The 15400-nt window shown below is 37.0% G+C and carries 11 protein-coding genes and 3 pseudogenes; 12 read left to right on the forward strand and 2 right to left on the reverse strand.

Annotated features, from left to right (window positions below; genetic code table 11):
- Positions 1–106: 106 nt before the first annotated feature.
- From PL9214_RS26205 to PL9214_RS26220, 4 genes are all read left to right on the forward strand, one after another.
- Entirely contained in the window at positions 107–1465 is a 1359-nt protein-coding gene (locus tag PL9214_RS26205) for a hypothetical protein (RefSeq protein WP_072722220.1), read from the forward strand.
- 83 nt (positions 1466–1548) lie between these two features.
- Positions 1549–2607, forward strand: a complete 1059-nt coding sequence (locus PL9214_RS26210; RefSeq protein ID WP_072722221.1) for an AAA family ATPase — start codon at positions 1549–1551, stop codon at positions 2605–2607.
- Entirely contained in the window at positions 2600–3298 is a 699-nt protein-coding gene (locus PL9214_RS26215) for a DUF3226 domain-containing protein (protein ID WP_072722354.1), read from the forward strand. The genes PL9214_RS26210 and PL9214_RS26215 overlap by 8 nt, the downstream gene beginning before the upstream one ends.
- A 50-nt stretch (positions 3299–3348) precedes the next feature.
- Positions 3349–4947: an NAD(P)/FAD-dependent oxidoreductase gene (locus PL9214_RS26220; protein ID WP_072722222.1), complete on the forward strand. Its 1599-nt coding sequence runs from the start codon at positions 3349–3351 to the stop codon at positions 4945–4947.
- Positions 4948–5052: 105 nt separating this feature from the next.
- On the opposite strand, the gene psaK is transcribed toward PL9214_RS26220, so the two are convergent.
- Entirely contained in the window at positions 5053–5313 is a 261-nt protein-coding gene (psaK, locus tag PL9214_RS26225) for a photosystem I reaction center subunit PsaK (RefSeq protein WP_072722223.1), read from the reverse strand.
- Positions 5314–5494: 181 nt separating this feature from the next.
- Here psaK and PL9214_RS26230 point away from each other — a divergent pair, with 181 nt between their 5' ends.
- The 3 genes from PL9214_RS26230 (at position 5495) to PL9214_RS26240 (ending at position 8847) form a co-directional block, all read left to right on the forward strand.
- On the forward strand, positions 5495–6715 hold the full coding sequence (locus PL9214_RS26230; protein WP_072722224.1) for an NAD(P)/FAD-dependent oxidoreductase: 1221 nt from the start codon (positions 5495–5497) through the stop codon (positions 6713–6715).
- An 87-nt stretch (positions 6716–6802) separates the two neighbouring features.
- The gene (locus PL9214_RS26235; protein ID WP_072722225.1) at positions 6803–7528 is read left to right on the forward strand and encodes an HAD-IA family hydrolase; all 726 of its coding nucleotides are present in this window, start codon (positions 6803–6805) and stop codon (positions 7526–7528) included.
- Between the two features lie 107 nt (positions 7529–7635).
- On the forward strand, positions 7636–8847 hold the full coding sequence (locus PL9214_RS26240; RefSeq protein ID WP_072722226.1) for a DUF4336 domain-containing protein: 1212 nt from the start codon (positions 7636–7638) through the stop codon (positions 8845–8847).
- A 59-nt stretch (positions 8848–8906) separates the two neighbouring features.
- On the opposite strand, the gene PL9214_RS26245 is transcribed toward PL9214_RS26240, so the two are convergent.
- Positions 8907–9098 (reverse strand): hypothetical protein, encoded by a 192-nt coding sequence (locus PL9214_RS26245; protein ID WP_072722227.1) that lies wholly within the window; start codon positions 9096–9098, stop codon positions 8907–8909.
- Between the two features lie 232 nt (positions 9099–9330).
- Between PL9214_RS26245 and PL9214_RS32495 the strand changes: the two are divergent.
- From PL9214_RS32495 to PL9214_RS32945, 5 genes and pseudogenes are all read left to right on the forward strand, one after another.
- Positions 9331–10497 (forward strand): annotated as a pseudogene (locus PL9214_RS32495) (WD40 repeat domain-containing protein); the annotation flags it as partial.
- 2790 nt (positions 10498–13287) lie between these two features.
- Positions 13288–14217, forward strand: a pseudogene (locus tag PL9214_RS26275) (DNA-directed RNA polymerase subunit alpha); the annotation flags it as partial.
- Positions 14218–14271: 54 nt separating this feature from the next.
- Positions 14272–14499 (forward strand): annotated as a pseudogene (locus PL9214_RS30865) (DNA-directed RNA polymerase subunit alpha C-terminal domain-containing protein); the annotation flags it as partial.
- A gap of 157 nt (positions 14500–14656) precedes the next feature.
- Positions 14657–14974: a DUF433 domain-containing protein gene (locus PL9214_RS26285; protein WP_072722228.1), complete on the forward strand. Its 318-nt coding sequence runs from the start codon at positions 14657–14659 to the stop codon at positions 14972–14974.
- A gap of 90 nt (positions 14975–15064) precedes the next feature.
- A complete protein-coding gene (locus tag PL9214_RS32945; RefSeq protein ID WP_306341371.1) occupies positions 15065–15340 on the forward strand; it encodes a hypothetical protein in 276 nt (91 codons plus the stop codon).
- The last annotated feature ends 60 nt before the right edge of the window (positions 15341–15400 follow it).

Below are 15400 nucleotides of genomic sequence, written 5' to 3' on the forward strand. Positions count from 1 at the left end.
TTTGAGCGATCGCTTCTGCTGAACCCTTGATCAATATTTCTACCCGCTTCCATTCTCCACATCACCCCCCCTCTCTGCTGCTTTCCATCTACCTCAAACACAAATTATGACAAATAAACCATCATTTGACCTAGCCAAACAAGGTGATCCGCAAGAGATTGCTAGACTAATCACTTATTTAATGACAGAACAAGAAATTATTGCTTTTGCAGAATTCAAGCAAGATTATCTGGAAATTAGCTTAGAATCTACCCCTGTTTCTCCACAACAAGAATCTGTTGCAGTTGTTGAGAGGATCATGCAAAAATTAAACTGTCCTTATATTAAATCAGTTGTTATTCAAGGTAAAGAACTAGCACTAGAGGAACCGATTTGGACTGAATGTATTAGTTTAGAGCAAAAAACTAAACCCCATCAAAAAAAATCCACCTTCACTTTTTTTCAGGGGTTAAAATGGCCAGTTTGGTTTCCCTATCCCAATTCTTGGTTGAGAACCATTCTGCTAATCGTTTGGATTATCTCTGTTGCTAAAATTACCCTATTTTGGGGAGCATTGATAGGGGGATTAACTTCAGATATTGAAATTGATCCTCGACCATTTTTACAATCATTGGGAATCGCATTTTTAATCTCTGGAGTCATTTATTCCTACGCGCACCACTGGATTTTTAATCGATCATTGCGGTATTTTTCCCCTTGGACACCCCATTATAGAAGTTTATGGGAAGGAATTTATGCTTTAATTGTCTTCTTGTTATCTATACTCATTGTTTTAGGCATTTTAATTCCCTTTTATCCAATTGAGAATTGCTATTCTTACATTATAGACAACTTTCAAGTTCAAGCGTGTCGTTTTCGAGAGCATCAGCAATGGGTAGAATCAGCAGGATTATTACAGATTATTTGCATTTTGTATCTCTATCAAATTGAATATCTGATTCGCCATAATCCTCAATTGAAAAAAAATGTGATTTTAATGGGATGTATTGGTTTAATTGCGGCGGTATCCATTCCTCTGTATTCTAAAAACATAGAAAATATTAAAACGGTACGTTCTTGGGTTGTTTCTTATCTTCCTGAAGGGAGAAAAACTGAAAATATTGTTAATAAAAATAGCGCAACCCAAACTGAGGCTTATTTAAACCGTGATGGAATTGCTCAAGAACAAATTCAACAAGATCAAAGTCGTTTAGAGTCTAATTACCAACCTCTAACTCCATCCTTAAAACCACCAGAAACTTATTTTCAACAAGGGTTAAATGAAGCGAATACCGCAGCGTTATTAACACAAACTTCTAAATCAAAAGATGAATGGGAATTTGTAGCTAGTCAATGGGAAAAAGCCATTGAAAATATGAAAGCGGTTTCGACTTCTGATGTTAATTATGGGAAAGCACAACAACGGGTTATTCAGTATCAAAAAAATCTGGATTATGCGCGTTTAGCTGCTAGTCGTGCTAAATAGTAAAACGAGCTAGACAACTTCTAGACTCAATGTGCTAAAGTTAAAGTAGATTAGGGCTATTTTTACAGCACAATTTGATTAATATGCTTGAACATATAGAAATTCAAAATTTTAGATGTTTTGAAGATACTAAAATTTTAGGGTTTAAACGAGTGAATTTAATTGGAGGTAAAAATAACGCAGGAAAAACAGCTTTTTTAGAAGCTTTACTGCTGCATAACTTTCCTCGCCCTAAAAGTATAATTGAACTGAAGAAAATTAGGAGAGAATCTTCAGAGATTTCAAAATCAAGACCTGAACGGACTTGGGATAATTTTTTTTTAGATCAAAGCCATCAAGGGCAAATAAAAATTAGTGGTGGAGATTCAGAAAATTTGAAAACGATAGAGCTTTCTATTTCGGATACAATTAACTCTGAAGATCAACAAGATATAAAAAAATTGATTGACTTTATTTCTCAAAATGAATCAGTAACATCACTTAATATTAAAGTCATTCAAAATCAAGAGAAAATATCTGAATCTTCGGTAATTTCAAGCTCTAACGGAATAATTTCAGTGAATGGTTCAGACTCCATTGATATACCCATTATCCCCTCTGGTTTAAGAATGTCGAATCAAGAGTTAGCTGAAGCTTATGATAAAGCTCGTTTAGATGAAAAAGATGGTGAAGTTTTAAAATTATTACAAATTCTTGATTCATCAATTCAAGAAGTCGATAGTTTTTTGATTGGTGAACCTACTTTATATTTAAGAAGCATCAATAAACGTCGTTTACCGATTTCACTTTATGGAGATGCTATTATTCGGGCTACAACTATGATTTTAAAATTAATTAATAATAATCATAAAATTTTATTAATTGATGAAATAGAAAATGGGATACATTATACTAATCAACGAGAATTCTGGAGAACCTTATTTCGGCTATCACAAGCACTAGATACTCAAATTTTTGCCACTACCCACAGTTTAGAAATGATTCAAGCTTTTGGAGATGTAGGCTTAGAAACAGATGAGGAAATGAGTGCTTATTTTGAACTAGCCAGACATCCTAAAACCAACAATATTATAGGGATTAAAAGGGATGTAGAAACTCTAAAATATGCTTTAGAACATGGAAAAGGAGTTAGAGGTGAGTAATCTTTTAATTGTGGAAAGTAAAAATGATAAATTTTTTCTTCAAGCTCTAATTAAAAAGCTAAATTATGATATTGAGATTGATGCTCCTATTTGTATTGATGACTATGAGTGTTTAGAAGGATTAAGTGAAAAAAGGCTAGTAGAGGCTTTAAAGTCCTTGTTAGCTGATATCCAGAAAAGACAAATTAGTAAAATTGGAATTGTGATCGATATTGATCACTATTCTAAGCAAGACCGTTTACAATTTATTAATCAATGTTTAGGGCAGGTTTTTCCTTTAAATCATGAATTTTCTGATATATCACAATTTATAACGGTCAATATTCCTGACTATGATTCTATTAAAATCGCTTGCTATTTTACTAATGTAGAAGGTCAAGGAGAGTTAGAAACTGTTTTAAAACTGATTAAAACCCAAGAATCTCTTTATGCAGATTGTTTAGACAGTTGGCGAACTTGTTTAAAAAGTAATAATAAATCGATTAGTGATAAAGACTATGATAAATTTTGGATTAGTCTTTATCTTAGATTTGATACTTGTTCCCGTCGAGATCGATATCAAGCAGAACGAAAATGCAGCATGACAAATTTTAACTATATTATGGAAAATAAACAAGATATCTGGAATTTTAATCACCCTGTTCTGGATGAGATCAAAGATTTTTTACGTCTTTTCGTTACTGAGAGTTGATCAAAATGTAAAATCGATTATCCTATTAAGAATAGTTTATTCTAACTGCTATGTCTCTCACTGAAGAAATTTTATCTCAAATCCCTGGAAACCCTTTGAACGGTTTACGGAAAGCAGATGAACTATGGACGGGTTTAAAAAATAATAGTCTTCCCCTTCCTAATACCGTTAAAGAGGAATCTCAACGCTTGGAAACGGTGGATTATGATGTTGTTATTGGTGGGGGGACTCTGGGAATTTTAATCGGTACAACCTTAGCGATGAAAGGGTGGCGAGTAGCGGTATTAGAACGTGGAAAATTGCAAGGACGGGAACAAGAATGGAATATTTCTCGCAAGGAATTAGAGGTTTTTATTGACTTAAATTTACTGTCTGAGGTAGAATTAAAAACAGCGATCGCAACAGAATATAACCCAGCCCGTTTAAGCTTTCCGAATAATATTGAGATTTGGGTGAAAGATGTTCTTAATATTGGAGTTGATCCAGTTTATTTATTAGAAACTCTCAAAAATCGGTTTTTAGAAGCCGGAGGAATCTTATTAGAAAATACGGCTTATGAATCGGCTATTATTCATCCTGATGGCGTGGCGGTAAATGTAACCGAAATTCATTCCCCTCGCCTTGCAGGAGAGGGGTTAGGGGAGAGGTCAATCATTCTAAAAACCCGTTTATTAATTGATGCAATGGGTAATTTTTCCCCTTTAGTTCGACAAGCCAGACAAGGACAAAAACCTGATGCAGTTTGTTTAGTGGTGGGAACCTGTGCAACGGGTTATCCTAATAATGAAACAGGTGATATTTTTGCCTCTTTTACTCCTTTACAAAATCAATGTCAATATTTCTGGGAAGCGTTTCCCGCGAGAGACGGAAGAACGACTTATTTATTTACCTATTTAGATGCTGACCCCCAACGATTCAGTTTAGAATCTTTGTTTGAAGATTATTTTAAACTCTTACCTGAATATCAACAGATTGAACTTCATCAATTAACCTTTAAACGAGCGTTATTTGGGTTTTTTCCTTGTTATAAAAATAGCCCGTTAAAAATGCCTTTGAATCGTGTTTTTGCCATTGGAGATAGTAGCGGAAATCAATCTCCGTTAAGTTTTGGAGGCTTTGGGGCGATGGTACGTCATTTACAACGGTTAACGAATGGTATTGATCAAGCGTTAACAACTGATCAATTAAGCCAAAATGCCTTATCTTTATTACAACCCTATCAACCTAGTTTATCCGTTACTTGGTTATTTCAACGGTCGATGAGTGTGGGGGTTAAACAAACCCTTAACCCAGAACAAATTAATCAGTTATTAGCAACGGTATTCCAAGAAATGGAAGAATTGGGAGAACCAATTTTAAAACCCTTTTTGCAAGATGTGGTACAGTTTTTAGCGTTAACTAAAACCTTATCTAAAACGGCGATTAATCATCCCGGTTTGATTTTTAAAATTATTCCACAAGTGGGGTTAACCTCTTTAATTAATTGGACAATTCACTACTGGAATTTAGGGCTTTATACGGGTTTATATCCAGTTGCCAAAACCCTAGAACCTCTGTTCCAAAAATTACCTCCGGCTTCTCAATATTATTATTATCGTTGGTTGGAAGCTTGGCAATATGGGTCAGGACAGGATTATCATCAATCATAATAAAATAGCCCCTAGAAAATAGCGGGGCTGGGGAGGAGTATTTCTGTTATCATTAAAAGTAGAATTTATCAGGTGCATGGGGATGCACCCTACATCTAAAATGGGTTAAATGACTCCCAAACTGGATAATCCTAAAATCACACCCGCCCCTAAAATATGACCAAAACTTGTAGTTGCTAAAACCGCAGGTAAGCCAAACCCACCAAACAGATTAGAAGAGGGTAATTGAGGGCCAGCATTGGGGTGCTGAATTGAGAATTTACCAATGGCGATCGCTACAATATTGGACAAAATCATTACAATCGCGATGGTGGGACTCCAAGCGTGAGTAACGGGAGTGTTAGTAGCGGCGGCTAAAAGCATCATGGAATCATCTCCTAAAGTTTTTTAAACTGTAGCCAATGGAAATTAATCGTTATAGCTAAGATGTTTTACCAAACAAAGGGAATTCATTTTCGTCCTTGTAGCAATACTTAACATTTTCTGATTAAAATTGCTATCCTAGTTTAAAGAAACGGCCCGACTCCGAGAAACCATAGATTCTAATATGACTGAACAGCAAACCCGCATCTGTATCCTTGGTGGAGGCTTTGGTGGACTCTACACCGCCTTACGTTTGAGTCAACTTCCTTGGGAAAAATCCCAGGAACCGGAAATTGTTCTGGTGGATCAGAATGACCATTTCTTATTTTTACCTCTGCTGTATGAACTGCTGACGAATGAACTACAAGCCTGGGAAATTTCCCCTGCTTTTGAAGATCTGTTAAAAGATACAAATGTGCGGTTTTGTCAGGGAGTTGTTAGCAAAATTGACATTGACGATAAACAAGTTAAACTGGAAAACAACACTTCAATTCCTTATGATTATTTAGTATTGGCAATGGGAAGCGAAACGCCTTTAGATTTAGTGGCGGGTGTCAAAGATTATGCGATTCCTTTCCGAACCATTGCGGATGCTTACCGTTTAGAAGAACAGTTGCGACGGCTAGAAACCTCAAATCAAGATAAAATTCGGGTGGCAATTGTTGGCGGAGGTTATAGTGGCGTAGAATTAGCTTGTAAATTGGCTGATCGCTTAGGAACAAAAGCCCGGATTAGAATTATTGAACAATCAGAGGAAATCTTAAAAACCTCCCCCGAATTTAATCGAGAAGCCGCTAGAAATGCTTTATCAGAACGGCAAGTTTGGATCGATTTAGAAACCACTGTCGCCGCCATTGAAGCAGATAGAATTTCCCTAGAATATCGAGGTCAAATTGATGAGATTCCGGTTGATATTGTATTGTGGACAGTGGGAACAAAAGTTTCTCCTGTCGTCCGAGAGCTTCCTTTAAAACAAAACCAACGGGGTCAAATTGTTACAACCTCAACCTTACAAGTGATTGATCATCCTGAAATTTTTGCATTAGGAGATTTAGCAGATTGTAAAGATGCGGACGGTCAAACAATTCCAACCACAGCCCAAGCCGCTTTTCAACAAGCAGATTATACCGGGTGGAATCTTTGGGCGTTATTAACACAAAGACCTTTATTACCCTTCCGTTATACTGGCTTAGGGGAAATGATGACATTAGGAACAGATAACGCCACCTTAACAGGTTTAGGGATTCAATTAGAAGGTCAATTTGCCCATTTAGCCCGACGATTAATTTATTTATATCGTTTCCCGACCTTAGATCATCAGATTCGAGTTGCGGTTAATTGGATCACGCGCCCGTTGCAGGATTTATTAATCTCAATGGATCAAAAAATAGGAACGGGGGAATAAAAATTGAGAAACCGGGTTTTTCTGTTAAAATCTATTTTGTAGTAACCCGGTTTCTGATTTAACCGTTAAATCATTAGAAAGTTGACCATGATTAACCTGGAACATTCTGCACCCGAAAAACCCCGTGTTATTTTTTTAGATGCTGTTGGTACATTGTTCGGAGTGCGTCATAGTGTGGGGGAAGCGTACCGAATCATTGCTGATGAATTTGGGGTAAAAGCTGAAGCCGAAATTTTAGATCAAGTCTTTTTTCAATGTTTTTTAGCTTCTCCGAGTATGGCGTTTCCAGGAGCAGAGCCCGGTGAAATTCCGCAATTAGAATTTGAGTGGTGGAAAGCGATCGCTGAACAAACCTTTAAAACCGTTGGACTCTATGATAATTTTACAGACTTTTCTGTATTTTTTCAAGCCTTATACAGTTATTTTGAAACGGAAAAACCTTGGTTTGTTTATGCTGATGTTCCCCCTCAATTAAAATATTGGCAAGAACAAGGAATAGAATTAGGGGTATTATCCAACTTTGATTCCCGATTATATCCCGTTTTAGAAGCCTTAAATTTAGCTGATTTTTTTAAATCTGTGACCATTTCAACCGAAGCAGGAGCCGCAAAACCCAGTTCTCAAATCTTCCAAATTGCTTTAAATAAACATGACTGTTCACCGGAAGAAGCTTGGCATATTGGTGATAGTTTAAAAGCTGATTATCAAGGCGCAAAAGCTCTAGGAATACGCGGAATTTTAGTGCATCGAGAGGAACCCCCAAACGGGATTTTAGATGAATATGAAAGTTTAGAACAAATTCCGATATCCTAAAGTAGAGACGAGCCACGGCGCGTCTATCTTTGTCTATCTTTGTCTATCTTTGTCTATCTTTGTCTATCTTTAAAGGCTCTCTACAAAAAACAGGAGTTAGGAAAACAGTGGAGTACAGTCGGAAAACCCAAGAAGAACCTGTTCAAAATCTTTCGTTTCGGGAGTTTTCATGGCCCTTTTGGCCCGTTGTCCCCATTTATCCCTACGGTCAACGGCGAACCCTCCGCACGGAAGTTGTTCCCAATACTATTTGGACATTTGAACAGGTACAGGGAATTCTGTATGTGGTGGTTCCCATTCGGATGACGGTGGTGAAACTTGACCAGGGGGGTTTGTTGGTTTATGCTCCCGTTGCTCCGACCCCAGAATGCCTCTGTTTAATGAGACAATTAATCATAGAACATGGGGATATAAAATATATTATTCTGCCCACAATTTCAGGAATTGAACATAAAGTTTTTGTTGGCCCCTTTGCTCGAAAATTTCCCCAAGCTCAAGTTTTTGTAGCCCCCGGACAGTGGAGTTTTCCGATTAATTTACCTCTAAGTTGGTTAGGTTTACCGTTAAAACGGACTCATATTCTACCTTTAGATAGCCAAAAAACACCCTTTTCCGATGAATTTGACTATCGTATTTTAGGGCCGTTAGCATTAGGAGTTGGGCGGTTTGCAGAAGTAGCTTTTTTCCATAAACGTTCCCATACCCTATTAGTAACCGATACCATTGTTTCCATTCCTGATACCCCTCCCGCTATTGTACAACTTGATCCCTATCCGTTACTCTTTCATGCTAAAGATGATACCTTTCATAAAGTAGAAAATAATGAAATCACCCGTCGCCGAGGATGGCACAGAATCTCGTTATTTTCCTTTTATTTTCGTCCCAGTGTATTAGATACGGTAGAATTAGGGGATGCGTTTCGAGAATCTTGGCAAGCACCCGACCGTTCTAAAAAAGCTTATTTTGGGATTTATCCGTTTAAATGGAAACCGAATTGGCAACAATCTTTTGAAGCATTGAGAGGAAATGGACGGTTATTTGTCGCCCCCATTTTACAAACTTTAATTTTAAATCGTGCCCCCGAAGAAACGTTAATCTGGGCAAATCAAGTGTCTGAATGGGATTTTAACCGGATTATTCCTTGTCATTTTGATTCTCCTATTCTAGCAACATCGAAACAATTTCGACAGGCGTTTAGTTTTTTAGAACAACATAATAATAACGATTTATTACCTCAAGAAGATTTTGAATTATTATTAGAAATTGATGATCTATTAAATAAATTTAAGATTACACCACCATCTAAGCCTAAAGTTTAAAGTTGTGAGTAAAGCTAAAGGGTCAAACTTAGGTGATGTATTTTTACTAATAGTCCTGATTATTTAATAGTTTTCTGTGACTTTCCTAAACGATAAGCGGTTAAAGAACTTTTGCGAATATCCGTTTCTAACTGTGAGATGAGTTCATCTAAATCTAAAAGATTTGTATCAATCCGTTTGCATAAATCTCGCATTTTAGTAGCAGAATGCAATCTGACTTCAGCATTAGGAATTTTAGGTTGATTCATCATAGTAAGTTCCAATTTATTTTAACTTCTTGAATACTAGCTTACATAGCTTCAGCATTAGCCTCAGCTTTTGCCACCAGAATACCGGAGGCGGAGCCATCCCTAATGGTGTCCCAAGGCAGAGCCTTGGAACAAGGGAATGGGAGGACTTTTTTGGCAGGTTTGGACTAAAACCTCTGTTATTTGATGCAGTTATGGATTTAAAATGAATCTATAACCTGTAATAGGTAGCACCATGACTGAACCCTCTCAACAGCAGGCTATCCAGAATCTCCAGCGTCAATTCACCAGTCCAGACGTTCAACAACGACTTAAAGCACTTTCAGACTGTCTGAAATTTGATCCAGGCTTGGATTTACTAGCGCAACAAGCATTAACCGACCCTTCAGAACAGGTTAAACAATCCGCTTATTGGGTGTTGTATGGTGATAATCCTTATTTAACTGAAAATGTTTATTTGAGATCGCCTAATATTGTACCTGAAGATACAATTTCCTCTGTAGCAATTAGTTCAGAACATAAAATTATCATCGGTGGTGGTTGGAAAACTATCAGAATTTGGAATTTAGAAACAGGAAAATTAATTGATACCCTTGATGCTCATTCCCATTGGGTTTTATCCCTTGCGATTAGTTCTGATGGTCAATATTTAGTCAGTAGTAGTATTGACAAAATCGTTAAGTTATGGAGTTTAAAAACTAAAACTCTTTTGCATATTTTTACAGGTCATACAAGTTGGGTTAATGTCGTTAAAATTACCCCAGATAATCAACGGTTAATTAGTGGAAGTGCAGATAAAACCATTAAAGTCTGGAATTTAGAAAAAAGAGAACTCGTCCATACTTTTAACGGTCATACCGGATGGATATCTTCTTTAGCAATCAGTTCCGATAGTCAAGTTTTAATCAGTGGAAGCACCGATAAAACGATAAAAGTATGGGATTTGACCCAAAAACAATTATTAAGAACTCTTGAAGGACATTCAGATTGGATTCAAAATGTCGCCATTAGTTCTGATGATCGATCTTTAGTTACAGGGAGTCGAGATGGAACTCTTAAAATTTGGCAAAAAGATCCCAAAACTCAAGGTAAAAATGAAAATTTTAATATTCCTTTTGTAACCGATGTTTTGAGTTTCTTTTTTGGAAAGAGTAATAATGAATCTCAATCTCAATTCCCCGTCAATACTTTAAAATGTGTTAAGACTATTACGGGAAAATTTCAAACCCTGACGGATTTTGATATTACTCCTAATGGTAATATTCAAGTGATAGGAACCCATAATGGAATTATTTATATTCAAAGCCCTAATCAATACCCCAATCAATCTCGTAAAATTACAGGTCATGCTGGATTTATTGGTTCTATTGCTGTTAGTTCTAATGGCAAATTATTTGTTAGTGGAAGTCGGGATTGGATCAAACTTTTGGATTTGCAAATAGGAAAAGTTTTAGAGGTTTTAGAAGGTGAGTCTCCTAAACTCAGATCGTTAACAATTAATCCTTCAAAAATAACGTTATATTGTGGTGACTATCAAGAGTTTACTATTCAAGGCTTTGATCAATATAATAAACCGATTAAAATTGAAAACATAACTTGGACTGCTACAGGGGGAGAGGTCGAAGATGGACTATTCCAAGCCGGAAATACATCAAATTCTAACTTTACAGTTCAAGCTAAAGTTAACACGGTTAGTTGTCAAGCGTCAGTTACAATTCGTGAACGACCTAAACTAACATCATTAACCATTAATCCTACAACAACAACTTTATATTGTGGTAAATCTCAACAATTTAAAGTTGAAGGTTTTGATCAATATAATCAACCCATTAAACTTGATCAAATTAATTGGACTGCTACAGGAGGAACCATTAAAAACGGATTATTTACGGCTGGAAATTTATCAGCTTCTAACTTTACAGTTCAAGCGAAAGTTAACACCGTTAGTTGTCAAGCGTCAGTTACAATTCGTGAACGACCTAAACTAACATCCTTAAAAATTAATCCTTCAACAACAACTTTATATTGTGGTAAATCTCAGCAATTTAATGTTAAAGGTTTTGATCAATATAATCAACCTTTTTCCATCGCACAAGTCCGTTGGACTGCTACAGGAGGAACAATTAAAAATGGACTATTCCAAGCTGGAAATCTATCAGGTTCTAACTTTAAAATTAAAGCACAGGTTAACTCAGTTAGTTGTGAAGTTTTAATTACAATTCGTGAACGACCTAAACTAAAATTGTTAACAATTAATCCTTCAATCACAACTTTATATTGTGGTGATACTCAACAATTTAGTGCGGAAGGCTTTGATCAATATAATCAACCTTTTTCCATTGGACAAGTTACTTGGACGGCTGATAATATACAACTTCCTAATAATGGAATATTTATTGCGAGTCGCTTTGAAACAACAGTTACTATTACCGCAAAAGTTGAAACCATTAGTCGATCTGTCCAAGTAGAAGTTATTGAACATCCAAGATTAACCTCTTTGATCATTTCTCCATCATTGATAGAAATGTGTCCTGGTCAAAGCCATAAATTTACAGTTGAGGGTTTAGATCAAAGAGGAAATCCTATTTCAATTGAAAGAGTCAATTGGACTGCTACAGGAGGCAAAATTAAGGACAATGGAAATTATACCGTTGGGAATAATAGTAAAGGACAATTCACTGTTACCGCTTCAATACCCGGTCAAACAATTAGCGCAACAGCTAAAATTATTGTTCCTTCTATTTTAACTGATCTGATTATTTCACCGCAGACTATTTCTGCTGAACCGAATGAACCGATCACGTTTCAAGTCATGGGTTTAGATCAGATTGGAAATTGGATGTGGGTGAATAATATTGAATGGAAATGTACCGCCGGAGGTCGAATTAACCCAGAGGGAATTTTTAAAGGAGGTTATGAAAAAGATCTAGTTACTGTAACCGCCAAAGTAGGGTTACTTCAAGTTAGTGCAACTGTTCATATATTACCTGTTTTAAGACGAATTCAGATTAATCCTAATCGGAATATTTCTCTTAAACCTAATGAAAGTATAACTTTTAATGTCGTTGGGTTTGATCAATATGGAAATGAGATTGAAACCGGAAATATTGTTTGGGAAGAAAAAGGGGGAAGAATTGATCAGAATGGGAAATTTACAGCCAAGAATAACGATAAAGGCTCATATCAAGTAAAAGCTAAAGTTTCTCCATTATCTCCGTATGATATTCGCTCAAAAATATTAGCCTTTGGCATTTATACAAAATTAATATCTCGGAGTATTTACTGGGCAGAACGGTTATTTTCTCTGAGTGATAACATTCAAAGTGTATTATCGTCTAATTCTGCGGAAACAGAGATTGAAGATCAATCTGAAACAACTGATAATATCTCACCCGCTTCTGAGCAAAATTCGTCTTCAGAACTCTTTAATTTTGAAATGGCTGTGCAAGCTTGGTTGATTAAACAAGCGATTAAAAGAACTATTCGTTTATTAGATTGGGTGGGGAACTCTTGTATTAATTTTGCTCAAATTAGTGATTCTGTTAATATCCAGGTTATTCCTGTTTTAAGAAGGTTAAGAATTCAGCCAGAACAAGTGGAAATTAAATCTGATCAACATTTTCAATTTGAAGTTACTGGATTTGATCAGCAGGGAGATTTTATCGAACCTAATTATATTGAATGGGATGCAACAGGGGGAACAATTAATCAGAATGGTGATTTTGTTCCTTCAGCATCCTCTGATGGAAGTTATGAAATTTATGCTACAGCTATCCCAGAGAATATTAGCGATTTAGCTGAAATTAAAATTGTTCGGGTGACTCAAAAGCCAGATGTTTATATTCCACTACCAGATTTTAGTGATAGAAATTCGGGTCAACCCTCTTTCATCGGTGAAGTGATTAAAACGGTCAGTGAAACAATAGATGAAACAATAGAAGATGTTAGAGAAATATTGGATAATTCCAAAAATCATCCTAACCCCGAACAAATATCACGTCCAACACCGAGTCCGACTCCACGTGCAACACCAAGTCCAACACCGAGTCCAACACCAAGTCCAACACCAAGTCCAACACCAAGTCCAACACCAAGTCCAACCCCAACTCCAAGCCCAACTCCAACACCGAGTCCGACTCCAAGCCCAACTCCGACTCCGAGTCCGACTCCAAGTCCGACTCCAAGTCCATCGGTGGCAGGATTTAAGATTGAGTGTATTGAATCGAACACTGATGCACACCGGACTCAGTACGGAAAATTCGTCTTAGAGCCTTTAGAACGGGGTCAAGGGACGACAGTTGGTAATGCTCTTAAACGGGTTTTACTCTCTAACTTAGAAGGAGCAGCCATTACATCAGTACGGGTTGCTGGTGTTAATCATGAGTTTGCAACGATTCAAGGGGTTCGGGAAGATGTTTTAGAAATTCTCCTAAACTTGAAAGAAGTTGTACTCAAAAGCTATACCCACCAAAAACAAATCGGTCGCTTAGAAATTCAAGGCCCAGCGACGGTAACGGCAGGTCACTTTGAGTTACCTTCAAAGGTTGAGGTCGTAGACAAAAACCAATATATCGCTACCCTGGCTCCTGGGGCAACCTTGGAAAGGGAATTCCAAGTTGAGAAGGGAACCGGATATCGCGCGATTGAAAGCAGTCATGATGCAACGGCTGTAGATTTTCTGCAAATCGATGCGGTGTTTATGCCTGTGCGAAAAGTGAATTATATCGTTGAGGAAGCGCGGTTTGGTGGGAATGAAGAAAAAGATCGCCTGATTCTGGAAATTTGGACAAATGGGAGTTACACCCCCCAAGAAGCCTTGAGCCAAGCTGCGACAATTTTATTAGATTTGTTTATACCGTTAAAAGATATCACACTGGAATCGATTAAAAGCGATCAAAATGATGATATCGATCAAATCTCGATTGAAGAATTAGGGTTATCCGTTCGGGCTTACAACTGTCTCAAACGCGCTCAAATCAGTTCAGTGGCAGACTTACGAGATTATACTCAAGAAGACCTCTTAGAAATTAAAAACTTTGGTCAGCAGTCTGCGGAAGAAGTCATCGAGGCGTTACAAAAACGCTTAGGGATTACATTGCCTCAAGAACGAGCCTCTAAGTCAGCTACGTCAAAAAATATCACCCCGGAATCGATTAAAAGCGATCAAAATGATGATATCGATCCAACCAGTCAAATCCCGATTGAAGAATTACAGTTATCAGTTCGGTCTTACAACTGCCTCAAACGTGCTCAAATCAACTCAGTAAGGGACTTACTAGATTATACTCAAGAAGACCTCTTAAAAATTAAACACCTTGGTCAGCAGTCTACTGAAGAAGTCATCGAGGCGTTACAAAAACGCTTAGGGATTACATTACCTAAAGAACGAGCCTCTGACTATTAATGAATTGACAAGCCAACATCTACCAATTAATTGTTTTAATATGATTGTATTTGCGATCGCCCATTTTTATATTAATATCAATTATTGAGCGCGATCGCACTCCAAAAGAAATTGCCGAAAATATGCTATAATTAAATTCAGTAACGAGGCAAACTTTATGAAATTGACTACGACACAACACAAGTATATAGAACTGAATGAAAACGACGTTCCCTACATTGCTGGAACAACGATGAAAGTAATTGAATTAGTTTCCGGTCATCTGGCTTTTGGCTGGAGTCCCGAAGAAATTAAATTTCAACATCCCTATTTAAGCATGAGTCAAATTTATTCTACCTTAGCTTACTATTGGGATAATAAAGAAGAATTAGATGCTGATATACAGCGACGATTTGAGAATGTTGAAACGTTACGTCAACAAGCAGGTGAATCGGCTTTAGTTAAAAAACTTCGCACCCAGGGACTCATTAAATGACCTTAGCCCTTTACATGGATGAACACATTCGTCGAGCAATTACTAACGGTTTAAAATTGCGCGGTATAGACGTTCTCACAGTACAAGAAGATGGACGAACTGGCACGCCTGACCCAATTTTACTTGATTCCCTACGGGACGCTACGCGAACGCGCCACAGAACTTGATCGCGTTATCTTTACCCAAGATGATGATTTTTTAGTAATAGCTAACCGTCGCCAGCAAGAGGGGCTAAAGTTTAGTGGGGTTATTTACGCACATCAACAGTCTGTCACCGTTGGAGAATGTGTGCGGGACTTAGAAATAATTGCCAAAGCCAGTGAACCAGAAGATTTAGTGAACCAAGTTCAATACTTACCTTTTTAACAATAAAGAGTAAAATATAGCAGTTATGATTTTATCACTTAAAGCAGTGCGAGCGTTCTC

Origin of the sequence: Planktothrix tepida PCC 9214, assembly GCF_900009145.1 — a bacterium.
GTDB classification, from domain to species: Bacteria; Cyanobacteriota; Cyanobacteriia; order Cyanobacteriales; family Microcoleaceae; genus Planktothrix; species Planktothrix tepida.